Origin of the sequence: Oceanicola sp. 22II-s10i, from assembly GCF_002210105.1 — a bacterium.
GTDB lineage: Bacteria > Pseudomonadota > Alphaproteobacteria > Rhodobacterales > Rhodobacteraceae > Pseudooceanicola.
Genome location: NZ_AQQU01000006.1, coordinates 187,637 through 202,374, shown reverse-complemented (window position 1 = coordinate 202,374; position 14,738 = coordinate 187,637). Strand labels below are relative to the sequence as shown.

13 protein-coding genes are annotated in these 14,738 nt (G+C 68.4%); 7 read left to right on the top strand and 6 right to left on the bottom strand.

Features of this window, described 5'->3' with window-relative positions; translation table 11 throughout:
• Positions 1-11 precede the first annotated feature (11 nt).
• Complete coding sequence (gene truA, locus ATO6_RS16170) at positions 12-794, bottom strand: tRNA pseudouridine(38-40) synthase TruA (RefSeq protein ID WP_088625057.1); 783 nt, start codon at positions 792-794, stop codon at positions 12-14.
• A 93-nt stretch (positions 795-887) separates the two neighbouring features.
• Between truA and ATO6_RS16165 the strand changes: the two genes are divergently transcribed.
• The 6 genes from ATO6_RS16165 (at position 888) to ATO6_RS16140 (ending at position 7,828) form a co-directional block, all read left to right on the top strand.
• The gene (locus ATO6_RS16165) at positions 888-2,303 is read left to right on the top strand and encodes a YcjX family protein (protein ID WP_088625056.1); all 1,416 of its coding nucleotides are present in this window, start codon (positions 888-890) and stop codon (positions 2,301-2,303) included.
• A complete protein-coding gene (locus ATO6_RS16160) occupies positions 2,300-2,755 on the top strand; it encodes a GNAT family N-acetyltransferase (RefSeq protein ID WP_254919181.1) in 456 nt (151 codons plus the stop codon). Before ATO6_RS16165 ends, ATO6_RS16160 begins: the two co-directional genes overlap by 4 nt.
• On the top strand, positions 2,748-3,782 hold the full coding sequence (locus ATO6_RS16155; protein WP_088625055.1) for a YcjF family protein: 1,035 nt from the start codon (positions 2,748-2,750) through the stop codon (positions 3,780-3,782). The genes ATO6_RS16160 and ATO6_RS16155 overlap by 8 nt, the downstream gene beginning before the upstream one ends.
• A complete protein-coding gene (locus ATO6_RS16150; protein WP_088625054.1) occupies positions 3,779-4,114 on the top strand; it encodes a DnaJ family domain-containing protein in 336 nt (111 codons plus the stop codon). Before ATO6_RS16155 ends, ATO6_RS16150 begins: the two co-directional genes overlap by 4 nt.
• 479 nt (positions 4,115-4,593) lie before the next feature.
• Positions 4,594-7,608, top strand: a complete 3,015-nt coding sequence (gene ileS / locus ATO6_RS16145; protein WP_088625053.1) for an isoleucine--tRNA ligase — start codon at positions 4,594-4,596, stop codon at positions 7,606-7,608.
• The gene (locus ATO6_RS16140; RefSeq protein WP_254919180.1) at positions 7,589-7,828 is read left to right on the top strand and encodes a DUF3253 domain-containing protein; all 240 of its coding nucleotides are present in this window, start codon (positions 7,589-7,591) and stop codon (positions 7,826-7,828) included. Before ileS ends, ATO6_RS16140 begins: the two co-directional genes overlap by 20 nt.
• A 157-nt stretch (positions 7,829-7,985) precedes the next feature.
• Here ATO6_RS16140 and ATO6_RS16135 read toward each other — a convergent pair whose 3' ends face one another.
• Complete coding sequence (locus tag ATO6_RS16135) at positions 7,986-8,918, bottom strand: aminotransferase class IV (RefSeq protein WP_088625051.1); 933 nt, start codon at positions 8,916-8,918, stop codon at positions 7,986-7,988.
• Positions 8,919-9,088: 170 nt separating this feature from the next.
• On the opposite strand from ATO6_RS16135, the gene ATO6_RS16130 reads away from it, so the two are divergent.
• The gene (locus ATO6_RS16130; protein ID WP_088625050.1) at positions 9,089-9,544 is read left to right on the top strand and encodes a methylated-DNA--[protein]-cysteine S-methyltransferase; all 456 of its coding nucleotides are present in this window, start codon (positions 9,089-9,091) and stop codon (positions 9,542-9,544) included.
• On the opposite strand, the gene ATO6_RS16125 is transcribed toward ATO6_RS16130, so the two are convergent.
• The 4 genes from ATO6_RS16125 to ATO6_RS16110 all read right to left on the bottom strand — a co-directional run bounded on the left by ATO6_RS16125 (position 9,541) and on the right by ATO6_RS16110 (position 14,624).
• Positions 9,541-10,500, bottom strand: coding sequence for a glycosyltransferase family 2 protein (locus ATO6_RS16125; protein ID WP_088625049.1), 960 nt, complete (start codon positions 10,498-10,500; stop codon positions 9,541-9,543). The two genes, ATO6_RS16130 and ATO6_RS16125, sit on opposite strands and share 4 nt — an antisense overlap.
• Before the next feature lies 1 nt (position 10,501).
• The gene (locus tag ATO6_RS16120) at positions 10,502-12,301 is read right to left on the bottom strand and encodes a glycosyltransferase family 2 protein (protein WP_254919179.1); all 1,800 of its coding nucleotides are present in this window, start codon (positions 12,299-12,301) and stop codon (positions 10,502-10,504) included.
• A 76-nt stretch (positions 12,302-12,377) separates the two neighbouring features.
• A complete protein-coding gene (locus tag ATO6_RS16115; protein ID WP_088625047.1) occupies positions 12,378-12,998 on the bottom strand; it encodes a hypothetical protein in 621 nt (206 codons plus the stop codon).
• Positions 12,999-13,016: 18 nt separating this feature from the next.
• On the bottom strand, positions 13,017-14,624 hold the full coding sequence (locus ATO6_RS16110) for a peptide chain release factor 3 (RefSeq protein WP_088625046.1): 1,608 nt from the start codon (positions 14,622-14,624) through the stop codon (positions 13,017-13,019).
• Positions 14,625-14,738: the final 114 nt, after the last annotated feature.

Below are 14,738 nucleotides of genomic sequence, written 5' to 3'. Positions count from 1 at the left end.
TCGCGAATCTGTTACGTCGCTGCATCCGTCGTGAACGGATCCGCGGGATAGCCGACGCCTGCCAGATACAGCCCCTCGGGCGGCGAGACCGGCCCGCAGGCCGCACGGTCCCGCGCCTCCAGCGCCGTCCTGACATCCTCCGGCGACCACGCCCCGGCGCCGACCCGTTCCAGCGTGCCGACGATGGACCGGACCTGATTGTGCAGGAACGATCGGGCGCGCAGACGGAAGCGCAGCTCAGGTCCGGAGACCCCATCCAGAGCCTCGATCGTGATCTCGTCCAGTGTCTTGACCGGGCTGGCGGCCTGACAGATCGAGCTGCGGAAGGTGGTGAAATCGTGGTTCCCGACCAAGTAGGCCGCCGCGGCGCGCATCGGCGCAGGGTCCAGCCGCTGTTTCACCTGCCAGACCAGCCCGGCGTCATGTGTCGCGGGCGCCCTCCGCATCAGCAGGCGGAACAGGTAGCGCCGCTCCACTGCAGAAAACCGCGCGTGCCAGTCGTCATCGACCCGCGCGGCGGCGACAATGGCGACGGGCAGGGGCTTCAGATGATAGTTCAGCGCCTCGGACAGGCGGAACGGATCCCAGTCCCGCGTCATGTCGCACTGCGCCACCTGTCCGGTCGCATGGACCCCCGCATCGGTCCGTCCGGCCGCGGCGATGGTGTGCGGCCCCGGCTCCAGTTTCGCCAGCGCGTCCTCGATGGCGCCCTGCACCGAAGGCTGGTCAGCCTGACGCTGCCAGCCCGCGAAGGGCCTGCCGTGATATTCGACTTTCAGCGCGTAGCGGGGCATGCGCCCGGATAGCCCGGCGTCCCCCGGACTGGCAAGTGGGGCCGCGCGCCGCTATCTAGGGCGAAAGGGATGCAGGCAGGGAAGACCGGGCAAGTGGTGATCGGAACATTGGCCGACGGGGTGACGCGCCGGGTGGAGGCGGTCGGGGACGGGATCTCCGGCATGTTCTTCGAACCGGTGGTGCGTCTCGGGGTCACGGGACTGGCCCGCGCGGGCAAGACGGTGTTCATCACCTCGCTGGTCGCAAACCTGATGGACCGCGCCCGAATGACCCAGCTGGTCGCGCAGTCCGAGGGGCGGATCGTCACCGCCTATTTGCAACCTCAGCCCGACGACACCGTCCCGCGTTTCGACTACGAAACGCACCTCGCCGCGCTGACCTCGCCCGAGCCGCACTGGCCGGACAGCACCCGCACGGTCAGCGAGCTGCGGCTGTCCATGAAGATCCGCCCCGGCGGCCTGCTCGGCGGCTTTTCCGGCCCGCGCACGGTGCATATCGACATCGTGGACTACCCCGGCGAATGGCTGCTGGACCTGTCGCTGCTCGACCGCGCCTATGCCGAATGGTCGGTCGAGGTGCTGGAACAGGCTCGCACCCGGCCGCAAGGCGCGGCGTTCATCGCCGCCGTCGAAGAGGCGCGCGACATCCGCGACTGGTCCGAACCGCAGGCCAAGGCGCTGGCCGAGGCCTATCGCGCCTACCTCGTTGCCGCCCGAGACGCGGGCCACATGGACATCACGCCCGGCCGGTTCCTGCTGCCTGGCGAGATGGAGGGATCGCCCGCGCTGACCTTCGCACCGCTGCCGCCCGAGGACGCACCGCACCGCAAGGGTCTCTGGCGCGAGATGGAGCGGCGGTTCGAGGCCTACAAGGACCGCGTCGTGCAGCCCTTCTTCCGCGACCATTTCAGCCGGATCGACCGGCAGGTGGTGCTGGTCGATGCGCTCGGCGCGATCCACGGCGGCCCGCAAAAGGTCGAGGAACTGCGCTGCGCCATGGCGGGGATCCTCGGCGCCTTCCGTCCGGGGCGGAACGCCTTTCTCAGCCGCCTCCTGATGGGCAAGCGGGTGGAGAAGATCCTCTTCGCCGCCACCAAGGCCGACCACCTGCACCACACCCAGCACGCCCGTCTGACCGCGATCATGGAGGCGCTGCTGCGCGACGCTCGCGACCGCGCGGCCTTTGCCGGGGCCGAGACGGCGGCCATGTCGATCGCCGCCCTGCGTGCCACGGTGGAGGAGACGGTCAGCCACAACGGCCAGAGCCTCGACGCCGTGCGCGGGCGGCTTCTGTCCACGGGCAAGCAGGCCGCGCTCTATCCCGGTGATCTGCCCGCCGATCCGGCCCGACTCCTGACCCCGGCGCGCACCGGCGCGGACAGCTGGCTGGACGCGGATTACAACATCATGGCCTTCGCCCCCGCGCCACTCAGGCTGAAGCCGGGCGAGGGCCCGCCGCATATCCGGCTGGACCGTGCCGCGCAGTTCCTGATCGGGGACCGGTTGTGAACGCCGCCGTCACCCTGCGCCCGGCGCGGGCGCTCGACGCGGGGGCGGTCGGCGGGATCCTGTCGTCCTTCATCGACGACACCGACTGGATGCCGCGCATCCACACGCGTGCCGAGGACATCGGCTTTGCGGGGATCATGATCGACAAGGGCTGGACGACCGTGGCGATCTCGGGCGGACGTGTCGCGGGCTTCATCACCCGGCGCGGCACTGAGGTTCTGGCGCTCTACCTTGCCCCCTGGGCGCAAAGGCAGGGGATCGGCGCGCGGCTGCTCGCCGCCGCCAAGTCTGAGGCGGACCGCCTGACGCTTTGGTGCTTCGAGGCCAACGAGACGGCACGCGCCTTCTACGGCGCGCAGGGCTTTCGCGAGGCCGGTCGCAGCGACGGGACGCGCAATGACGAGGGGCTGCCGGACATCCGGTTCACTTGGCACGGAGATGCAGATGGCTGACGAGGACAGACGCCGCGGCCCGGTCCTGATCGACCTCGAAGGGGCGGAACCGGGGGCCAGCCCCGCCGACGCCCCGCCGGTGCCCGACAGCCCGCATCCGCAGGCCGAGGGGCGCGCGATGCAGATGGCCGCGCAACTGGCGGCGCGCCGCCCGTCGACGCTGGCCCGCTGGTTCTGGCGGCTGGCGGGCGCGCTGGTGACGACGCTGGTTTCGATCGCGGCCTGGAGCTTCGTGACCAACCTGATCGCCTCGACCCCGTTGCTCGGCTATTTCGTGGCGGCGCTGATCGTGGCCTTCCTGTTCGTGGTCCTGCTGATCGCGGTCAAGGAGATCGCCGCCTTCTCGCGCCTCGCCCGGATCGACCGCCTGCACCTGGAGGCCGACGAGGCGCTGGCCGACGAGGACCTCAAGCGCGCCCGCGCCCTGACGCAGCGGCTGGCCGCGCTCTATGCCGGACGGGCCGAGATCGCCTGGGGGCTCGAACGGTTCAGGGAACGCGAGGCCGAGCTCTTCGACGCCTCCGCCGTCATCGGTCTGGCCGAGGCCGAGATGCTGGCCCCGCTCGACGCCATGGCCCTGCGCGAGGTCGAGGCGGCGGCGCGGCAGGTGGCGACGGTGACGGCCATCGTGCCGCTGGCCTTCGCGGACGTGGCGACGGCGCTGACGTCGAACCTGCGGATGATCCGCCGCATCGCCGAGATCTACGGCGGCCGCTCCGGCACGCTCGGATCGTGGCGGCTGACGCGGGCGGTGATGACGCATCTGGTCGCCACCGGCGCGGTCGCCGTCGGCGACGACACGCTGGGCTCCGTCCTCGGCGGCACGATGCTCGCCCGCCTGTCGCGCCGCTTCGGCGAGGGCGTAGTGAACGGCACCCTCACGGCTCGTGTCGGGGTGGCTGCGATGGAAGTCTGCCGCCCGCTGCCCTTCTCCGAGGGTCGCCGCCCCTCGGTCGCGGGCGCCGTCCGCCGCGCGCTGACCGGGCTCTTCTCGACAGGCAGCAAACCCGAGGGGGACGCGTCATGACATGGCTCACCCGCCGCGTGGAACGGATGCTGCTCAAGGCCGGGGCCGAGGGCAAACTGCAGGGCCTCCGCGGCGAGGGCAAGCCGCTGCCCGACCGCCCGGAGGAATCGATGGTCGACGCCGGCACTGCCGCCGGCATGCGCATCATGGCCGAGGCCGGCGCGCTGCCCGAGGAATTCGCGATCAAGAAACAGCTCGACGCCGCCCGCGCCGCCTATGCCGCGCTTCCGGACAATGCCCCCGAGCGCCAGCAGGCCATGTCCCGCATCGCCGCCCTCGAAATGCGCTACAACATCGCCCGCGAATCCCGCCAGCGCTTCATGCGCGACTGACCGCCCCCGCTCGCCCCGCCGCACGGCGTCTCGCGCAGCTTCCTCTGCTTCTTCTGGTCAAAAATACTTTCGGGGGGTCCGGGGGGGCAGACAGCCCCCCGGCCTCTCCACTGGCGCCACCGGTCAAGTCCGGTGACGCGGGGGACAGACAGCCCCCCGGCCTCTCCACTGGCGCCACCGGTCAAGTCCGGTGACGCGGGGGACAACACAGCCCCCCGGCCTCTCCACTGGCACCACCGGTCAAGTCCGGTGACGCGGGGGACAGACCGCACCCGGCCTCTCCACCTGTCTCGGACCAACACCCTCTGGACCCCACCCGGCCACGGGCCTATAAGCCGCCCCATGGTCCGGAACGCGGCATATTCCCAGCGAATTACCCGCCCGGCGCCCTGACGTCCGCCGTCGGGACGCCGGGACAAGGCGCATGGGTCGCCCGCGCCGCTTTCCCCTCGACATTTTCAGACGACAAGGACCCGGACATGTCCGCCGAGACGCCCGACTACAAAGACACGCTCAACCTGCCGAAGACCGATTTCCCGATGCGCGCCGGCCTGCCCAAGCGCGAACCCGAGTGGCTGGCCCGCTGGGAACGGATCGGCGTCTATGACCGCCTGCGCGCACAGGAGGGCCGTCCGCCCTTCGTGCTGCACGACGGTCCGCCCTATGCCAACGGCCATCTGCACATCGGCCACGCGCTGAACAAGATCCTCAAGGACTTCATCGTCCGCTCGCGCCAGATGTCGGGCTACGACAGCCGCTACGTCCCCGGCTGGGACTGCCACGGCCTGCCGATCGAATGGAAGATCGAGGAACAGTACCGCGCCAAGGGGCTCGACAAGGACGCGGTCCCGGTCGTCGATTTCCGCCAGGAATGCCGCAAGTTCGCCGAGGGCTGGATCGACATCCAGCGCGAGGAGTTCAAGCGCCTCGGCGTGACCGGCAACTGGGCCGATCCCTACCTGACGATGGATTTCCACGCCGAGCGGGTGATCGCCGAGGAGTTCATGAAATTCCTCTTGAACGGGACGCTCTATCAGGGCTCCAAGCCGGTGATGTGGTCGCCTGTCGAGGAAACCGCGCTGGCCGAGGCCGAGGTGGAGTATCACGACAAGGAAAGCCCCACCGTCTGGGTCAAGTTCCGCGTCGCCGAATTCGATCGCGCCGATACGGTCGTCGCCGGCGAAGACGGGACCGAGGATGCGCTGGCGGCCATCGGCGCGGCGGATGCCGAGCTGTCCGACGATCTGCGGGACGCGTTCGTGGTCATCTGGACCACCACGCCCTGGACCATGCCGTCGAACAAGGCCGTGGTCTATGGCGACGCGATCTCCTACGGCCTCTACGAGGTCACCGGCACGCCCGACGAATGCTGGGCCAGCGTCGGCGACCGCTTCATCCTTGCCGACAACCTCGCCGCGAACGTGATGTCGCGTGCCCGTCTGGACGAAGGCATGTACCGCCGCGTCCGCGATGTCCGCGCGTCGCACCTCGCGGGCATGAAGCTGGCGCATCCGCTGGCCGGGGCCGAAGGGGCGAACGGCGAATGGGAAGACCTGCGCGACTTCCGCGCCGCCGATTTCGTCACCGATGACGAGGGCACGGGCTTCGTTCACTGCGCCCCCTCGCACGGGATGGAGGAATACGAACTCTATCGCGATCTCGGCATGCTCGACCAGGTCATCACCTACAACGTGATGGACGACGGCAGCTTCCGCGCCGACCTGCCGTTCTTCGGCGGCAAGCGCATCCTGCGGGCCAAGGCCAAGAACGGAAGCTGGGAAGGCGACGCCAACGCCGCCGTGATCGCCAAGCTGATCGAGGTCGGCGGCCTGCTGGCGCGCGGCAAGATCAAGCATTCCTACCCGCATTCCTGGCGCTCCAAGGCGCCGGTGATCTACCGCAACACGCCGCAGTGGTTCGCCTCGGTCGACCGTCCCGTGGGCGACGGGCAGGACACCTATGGCAAGACGATCCGCGAACGCGCCCTGACCTCGATCGACAAGCTGGTCGAATGGACCCCGCGCACCGGCCGCAACCGGCTCTACTCGATGATCGAGGCGCGGCCTGACTGGGTGCTCTCGCGCCAGCGGGCCTGGGGCGTGCCGCTGACCTGCTTCGTGAAAAAGGGCGCGCTGCCGACCGATCCGGACTTCCTGCTGCGCGACCCGGCCGTCAACGCCCGCATCGCCGAGGCGTTCGAGGCCGAGGGCGCCGACTGCTGGTACGAAGACGGCGCCAAGGCGCGCTTCCTCGGCGCCGATCACGATGCGGCGGCCTATGATCAGGTCTTTGACGTGCTCGACGTGTGGTTCGACAGCGGCTCCACCCACGCCTTCGTTCTGCGCGACCGTGCGGACGGGGCGCCGGACGGGATCGCGGATGTCTACCTGGAAGGCACCGACCAGCACCGGGGGTGGTTCCATTCCTCGATGCTGCAGGCCTGCGGCACCAAGGGCCGCGCGCCCTACAAGGCGGTCGTCACGCACGGGTTCACGCTGGACGAGAAGGGCAACAAGATGTCCAAATCGCTCGGCAACACCATCGTGCCCGAGGCCGTCGTCAAGGAATACGGCGCGGATATCCTGCGGCTCTGGGTCGCCCAGACCGACTTTACCGCCGACCAGCGGATCGGTCCGGAAATCCTGAAAGGCGTGGCCGACAGCTACCGCCGCCTGCGCAACACGATGCGCTACATGCTCGGCTCGCTCGGGGACTTCCGCGAGGAGGACCGCGTCGCGCCCGCCGACATGCCGGAACTGGAACGCTGGGTGCTGCACCGGCTGGCCGAACTCGATGCCACGGTCCGCAAGGGCTACGAAAGCTACGACTTCCAGGGCACGTTCCAGGCGATCTTCAACTTTGCCACGATCGACCTGTCGGCGTTCTACTTCGACATCCGCAAGGACGCGCTCTACTGCGACGGCGACACGCCGCGTGCGAAGGCTGCCCGGACGGTGCTGGACCTGCTGTTCCACCGGCTGACGACCTGGCTGGCCCCGATCCTCGTCTTCACGATGGAAGAGGTCTGGCTGGAGCGCTTCCCCGGCGAGGACAGCTCGGTCCACCTGACCGACATCCCCGAAACCCCCGCCGACTGGCGCGACGATGCGCTGGCGGCGAAATGGGCGCGGGTCCGCGCAGCACGGCGCGCAGTCACGGCGGCGCTGGAGATCCAGCGGACGGAAAAGGTCATCGGCGCCTCGCTCGAGGCCGCGCCGGTGGTGCATGTGGAGGATCCCGACTCGCACGCCGCGCTGAAATCGGTGGCGTTCGAGGACATCTGCATCACCTCCGACCTGACGCTGACCGCCGATCCCGCGCCGTCCGAGGCCTTCCGCCTGCCCGAAGTGCCGGGCATCGGCGTGGTCTTCGAAAAGGCCGAGGGCGAGAAGTGCCAGCGCTGCTGGAAGATCCTGCCCGATGTCGGCACCCATGCGCATCCGGGCGTCTGCGGCCGGTGCGACGAGGCGCTCGGTGACACGGCCGCCGGATGACGAGATCGCCGCGGTCCTGACCGCGCTTGCGACCGAGAGGGGCAGGGGGAAAACCTTCTGCCCCTCCGACGCCGCCCGTCGCCTCGCCGCCGACTGGCGCCCCCTGATGCCCGAGGTCCGCCGCGTGGCCGCGACGCTCGACAGCCTTCAGGCCACCCGCTCCGGCATCCTCGTCGACCCCGTCACCGCAAAAGGCCCCATCCGCCTCGGCCTGCTCTGACCCGGCAACCGCTCGCCGCACCCAGCGGAGCGTCTCGCAGGTCCCCTGCTTCTTCTGGTTCCAAATACTTCGGGGGAGTCGCGGCCACAGGCCGCGGCGGGGGCAGAGCCCCCACTTCCGGCACACCCCACCCAACCGGCGATGCAGCCGACACCCGTCACCGGCCGCCCTTCTGCCGGGCTACGTCCTCGGACACCATCGCCTTGTAGAGCCGCCGGATCTCGGCGGTCACCGGCCGCGCGCCGGTCCCGATCGCCTTGCCGTCGATCGAGGCGACGGGCGTCTGCGCGCCGAAGGTCCCGGTCAGGAATGCCTCGTCCGCCGAATAGGCCTCGTAGAGCGAGAAGTTCTTCTCGAAGACCGGAATTCCGTTGTCCCGGCAAAGCCTTATCACGTTCGCCCGGGTCACGCCGTTCATGCAGTAGTCCCCGGTCGAGGTCCAGACCGCGCCCTTCCGCACAATGAAGAAGTTGCAGGCATTGGTGGTGTTCACGAAGCCATTTGGATCCAGCATCAGCCCCTCGTCCGCGCCCGCCGCCTCGGCCTGCAGGCAGGCGATGACGCAGTTCAGCTTGGAATGGCTGTTGAACTTGGCGTCCTGGCTGTGCGGCAACCCGCGGACCTGCGGCACGGCGGCCAGACGGATGCCTTTCGACTGAAGGGTGTCGACGGGTTTCGAATGCTCCATGATAATCACCAGCGTCGGACCCGAGCGGCTGAGCTGTGGATGCTGGAACGGCTTGGCCTTCACGCCCCGCGTCAGCATCAGGCGGCAGTGAACGTCGTCGGTCATCCCGTTCGCCTCGGCTGTCATTCTCAGCGCCTCGCGGATGCCCGCACGGTCCATCCCGACGTCGAGGCTGACGGCATGGCAGCTGTCGAAGAACCGATCCATATGGGCGTCGAAGAAGGCCCATTCCCCGTCATAGAGGCGCATCCCCTCCCACATGCCGTCGCCCAGCAGGAAGCCGCTGTCGTAGACGGAGACCACCGCTTCGTCCCGGTGCTTCAGTTCGCCGTTGACGTAGATGAGGATGTCGCGGTTGCGGGCGTCCTCCTCGGCCTCGTGGGTGGTGGTGTGGTCGGTCATCCGGGTGGTCCTTGCTGTGGTTCCGCTCAGGCTGGCAGGGCCTGCGCGGATGTCAACGTCGGGGGCGCTGCCCCCGTCGCCTGCGGCGACTCCCCCGGAGTTTTTCGGGCCAGATGAACCTGGATCGTCGGCGCTTGCCTGGGCCTCGGGCTAGGGGCACTCTGGCGGGCATGAACGTGGTCATTGTCGAAACGCCGGTCGGACCGCTTGCCCTGCGCGAGGAGGGCGGGGCGATCACGCGCGTGTCGTGGCGGCTGGAGCCGGCGCAGGGCGGGTCGGCGGTGCTGGACGAGGCGGTGGCGCAGATCGGGGCCTATTTCGCCGGGGCACGTCAACGGTTCGATCTGCCGCTGGAGGTGCGGGGTGGTGATCTGCAGAAGGCGGTCTGCGCCGAGATGCTGGCGATTCCCTTCGGTGAGACGACCACTTACGGCGCCATTGCCAAACGGCTCGGCGCGCCCGCACAGGCGATCGGGCAGGCCTGCGGCGGCAATCCGATCCCCGTCATCATCCCCTGTCACCGGGTGTTGGGGGCCAGCGGGCTGGGCGGCTTCTCGGGCGAGGGCGGGGTCGAGACCAAGGTGGCGCTGTTGCGCCACGAGGGGGCGGCGGGGCTGCTGATCTAGAGTCCGGGGAAATGCCGCGCGCGGGCTGCGGCACGGTCGAGCCGGGCTTCGCGCAGCAGGCCTTCTTCCCGCAGGGCGGCGAGAAGGTCGGGTCTGGCGGTGGCGACGGCGTCGAAGAAGGCGCGGAGGCCTGCCTCGCCTTCGGCGGCCTCGATGGTGGCCAGCATGTCGTGGGTCGTCATGCCGCCGTCCGCGCTTGGGCGGGGCGGTTTCAGCTCCGACCGGTAGGAGCCCTTTTCGAGCCGGAAGCGATAGTGCGCCAGCCAGTCCTCGGCATCCGTGGCGTGCATATGTGCCAGCGCGATGTCCGTCAGCTCTGCGTGGCCGGGGTTCTGTTCGCCGTCGCGGATCACGTTGTGAATGCGGAACTCCGCCCCGGCGAGGCTGGTGCGGACGAAAATCTTGCCCGCGACATGGCTGAGGAACCCGCCGTCGAGGCCGCGGGCGTAGTCGGGATAGAGGCTTTCGGTTTGCGCGCGGCGCGTCGGGCGGTCCGTCGACATCGCCTTGAACGCCCAGTCGGGCGGCTGCGCGCCGCCGGGGACGGGGGCCAGCGCCTCGACCGGCCGGACACGGGCGACGTTGACCCAATCGGGGAGGGCGGAGAGGCTGTCGTCAATTGTGCGCTCCGTCGCGGGCAGCAGGAATTCGTCGACGTCGATGTGCAGCAGCCAGTCGACCTCGGCCGGGCGGGCCAGCACGCGGGTTGCGTTAACCGTCTGCCGCACCTGATGACGGACAGGACGACGGCCGCCGGTGCGGTCCCAGTAGCCCGCGCCGGTCTGTGTCACGCGCACCTTGGGATGGACCTTGAGCACCGTCTGCGTGTCCGGGTCAGGCGCATCGAGGTGCACGTAGATCCGCTGCGCGCCCAGGTCGAGGTGCCATGCCACGAAATCGAGCACGGCGTCGCGCGGCGCCTTGACCGTGGTGACGATGCCCCAGCTGTCCGGCACGTCAGAGCCCGTCCGGCGGCGTCGCGCCGAATTCCGCCAGCACCGCCGCGTCGAGGTCGAGATCGGTCGAGATCAGCATATCGTTCCGCCGCAGTGCGTCGAGCAGGCGCGGGGTCGCGGTGCAGACCTCGTCATAGAACTGCCGCAGGCCGTCTTCGCCTTCCTCGGCCTGAAGGTAATCCAGAACGTCGGACAGGACGAACCCGGTGCGGTCGCGTTTGCGGTAGGATCCCTGCCGCATCCGGTAGTCGAGATGGGCGCGGAAGGCCTCGTAGGTCGGGGCATGGGCATGGCCGAGGACCGTGCCTTCGACCTGCGCGCGGTTGGAGGCGGCCTCGGATCCGATGTTCAGGCTGTGGATGCCGAACCGTGCCTCCGGCGCGCCGGGGCGGGCGAAGGATTTGCCTTCCAGATGGCTGACATAGCCGCCGCGCAGGTGTTCGCCGAAAGTCGGGTAGATCTCGGGCAGGACGTGCTTGGACTTGCCGCCCATCCGGGCCGTTGTCTTGAAATAAGCCGGGGCGTCCGCGTCGGTGGGGGCCAGCAGTTCTACCGGCTGCACGGTGATCTGCGCGATGTCGTCGGGGGCGGCGGCCAGCATGTCCGCCACCGGTCGGTCGGGCAGCAGGAACTCGTCCACGTCGATATGCGCCAGCCAATGCAGGTCGCTGGTGCGATAGGCGTGGGTGGCATTGGCCGCCTGCCGGACCTGATGCGCCTTGGGACGGCGGCCGAGCGCCTGCCAGTGGGCCTCGTCGCAGGGGATCGCCCGGATGCGGGGATGGCGCGACAGCCAGTCGGCCTGCGTCTGCTTCGCATCGTCGAGATAGAGCGTGACCTGCGCCGCCCCGAGCTGGAGGTGCCAGGCGGCGAAACGTGCGATCCGGTCGAGCGGTGCGCGGACGGTGGTCACGGTGCCCCAGCGGATCCGGGCGGGATCGCGTTCCAGACGGGTCGGATCTATCGGGGCCGGGTTTGCCCTTGGGCGGTTGTGTCGGGTGAAAAGTTTGCTTGAATCAGTGGGTTCACTGTCGTCCTTCAGCGTGGGGTGCCGGATGTCCTCCGGTTTTTCGGCCTCGCGGGCCTCGCGCATCAGGCGCAGCCTGCGAAAGACGTTGCGGCCGTCGGCGTTCAGGGCGTCGAGCAGGTGATGCGCCAGCGGTGCGACGACGCTATCGCTTTCGGCGTCCTGCCAGATGCGGCCGAGCATGTTCACATCCAGCCCGCCGCCCGCGATGGAGTAGGCGTCCATCTTGAGCGGCAGTGCCCCGCGCGCCTTGCGATCCATGTCCCACGCCTGATCGGGGGCAGTACCGGAATAGACGCGTTCGCTTTCGTAGAGCTTCATCGTGTTGAAAAGTATGGACAAAGCTGTGCCGACCCGGCGCTGCATCTCGGTCGCGCCGTGGTCGCCGAAGGTGGTGATCGAGGAAACGAGCCAGCGGATGTCGAGCCGGTCGATCAGGAACGTCGCATGGTCCCGCCAAAGGGCGATGAACAGCGGCGCGACCTCGGGCGGCTGGTCACGGCGGCGGAGGTTCGCAATCAGCAGCGCATTGAGGTAGCACAGGGCGGGCTCGCCCTTGAATTCCGCATGTAGTTCCCGGCACTTGCGCCCGAAGCTTGAGGTCGACTTGCGGACCGTCCTAGGCATCGGGCCGACCAGTTCCTCGCGCATCGGGGACAGGTCCGTGTCGGGTGAGGGAAAGCGCTCATCATCCTGGAAAACAAAGGGATCGCGCCGGCCTTCCATCTGCCGGATCACGGCATCGAAGCCGCCTGCGTAGGTCAGCCGCTCCATGTGCCTCGCCTCGTCCCTCATGGGCGAAGGATGAAGGCGCGATCCGGTCCGCGCAAGGCCGCTCGGCGGAGGCCGGTCAAGTTGCCCGGTCGGTGGCGCTTTGGTGCAACTTGGGCGCGTAACCGGCTGAGAGAACGGCCAGCGTCGGGGCCGGGGTCAGGACGGTCACCTGCTCCGGCATACGGGTGAGCGGCGCACCGTAACCCTCTGGCGTATAGGGAAACGCCCGGCCGTTGAGCAGGAGATGCGGGGTGTCCTCGATGAGCGCAAAGGCGCCGTCCGGCAGGGTGTCGGACAGGGCCGTGGCGCGGACCTGCCGCCGGTCCCGCGTGACGCGGGCGGTGTGCAGGGCGCGGTCCATTTCGGGGGCCGAGGGGCGGTGCCCGGTCGCGCGGGTCCAGGCGGTCTGAAAGGCGGTGTAGTCAGGGCGGCGGCAGAGGGCGCAGGGGCGGTGCCCGGCGGCGAGGGCCACGGCTTCATCGAGGAAGAACAGCTCGGTCCAGCGGCCGGGCGTCATAGGCACACGGCGCCAGTCCTTGTAGTGTAACGCGCAGATAATCCACGCCTTATGCCGCCAGCGCGCTGTGCCGAGCTGGCGGTTTTCATCATGCAGGACGCCGCGGTTGCCGGTGAAGGTGCCACGGGCCGGGATGGCGACGATCTCTTGCGTGGGCAGGACGCGGTTCTGCAGGGGCACGGCGCGTCCTTTCCGGGATCAGACCATCATTTCCTTGGTGGCCGTCAGCGTCAGCTCGGGGTGATCGCGTTCCACCCGGTCAATGTCCCATTGCAGGCGGGTCAGGTAGACCATGTCGCCGTCGTGGTCGGTCGCCATGTGCTGCTTGTTCCGGTCTGCAAACTTTTCAACGGCTTGCCGCTCGCCCTTGACCCAACGGGCCGAGGTGAACTGCGAGGGTTCGAAACGGACCGGCAGCCCGTATTCCAGCTCGATCCGGCTGCCCAGAACCTCGAACTGGAGCGCACCGACGACGCCGACGATGAAGCCCGAGCCGATCATCGGCTTGAACACCTTCGCCGCGCCTTCCTCGGCGAACTGCATCAGCGCTTTCTCGAGGTGCTTGGCCTTGAGCGGATCCCCCGCCCGGACACCCTGCAGCAGTTCGGGGGCGAAGGAGGGAATCCCTGTAACCTTAAGGGCTTCGCCCTCGGTCAGCGTGTCGCCGATGCGCAGTTGCCCGTGGTTCGGAATCCCGATGATGTCGCCCGCCCAGGCCTCCTCGGCCAGTTCGCGGTCGGAGGCGAGGAAGAGGACGGGGGCCGAGATCGTCATTGGCTTCTTGGAGCGGACATGGGTCAGCTTCATCCCGCGCTCGAAATGCCCCGAGGCGAGGCGGACAAAGGCGACGCGGTCCCGGTGCTTGGGATCCATGTTGGCCTGAACCTTGAAGACAAAGCCCGAGACGGCTGTTTCGTCTGGGGAAATCTGGCGTGGCTCCGCGCTCTGGATCTGCGGTTCGGGGCCATAGGTGCCGATCCCGTCCATCAGTTCCTTGACGCCGAACGAGTTGATCGCCGACCCGAACCAGATCGGGGTCATGTGACCCTCCAGTACCGACTGCGGGTCGAGCGCGGGCAACAGTTCGCGCGCCATCTCGACCTCTTCGCGCAGCTTTTCCAGCAGTTGCGGGGGCACGTGCTTGTCCAGAAGCGGATCGTCGAGCCCATTGATTTCAATGGATTGCCCGACCTTGTTGCGGTCCTTGCGGTCCATCAGCTCCAGCCGGTCGCGCAGCATGTCGTAGCAGCCGATGAAATCCTGCCCGGTCCCGATCGGCCAGGAGGCCGGGGTCACGTCGATGGCGAGGTTTTCCTGGATCTCGTCGATGATATCGAATGTCTCGCGGCTTTCCCGGTCCATCTTGTTGCAGAAGGTCAGGATAGGAAGATCGCGCAAGCGGCAGACTTCGAAGAGTTTTCTGGTCTGGCTCTCGACCCCCTTGGCGCCGTCGATGACCATGACGGCGGCGTCCACGGCGGTCAGCGTGCGATAGGTGTCCTCGGAAAAGTCCGAGTGTCCGGGCGTGTCGACAAGATTGAAGCGGAAGTTCTTGAAATCGAACGACATTGCCGAGGCCGAGACCGAGATCCCTCGGTCCTTTTCCATCTGCATGAAGTCCGAACGCGTGCGCCGCGCCTCGCCCTTTGCGCGGACCTGTCCGGCCATCTGGATCGCGCCCCCGAACAGCAGGAACTTTTCGGTCAGCGTGGTCTTGCCGGCGTCCGGATGCGAGATGATCGCGAACGTGCGGCGGCGCGCGATCTCGGGCGGCAGGGTCGGGCGGTTGGTGGCGGTGTCGAGCATGGGCGCGATATAGCAGTCCCCCGGAAATCGGCAAGGCGGGACGTCGGTTTCACCGGGGCATGGCGTGAGTTCGGAACAGGGGCGGCCCGTGCATGGTTGAGCCCGAGAGGTTTG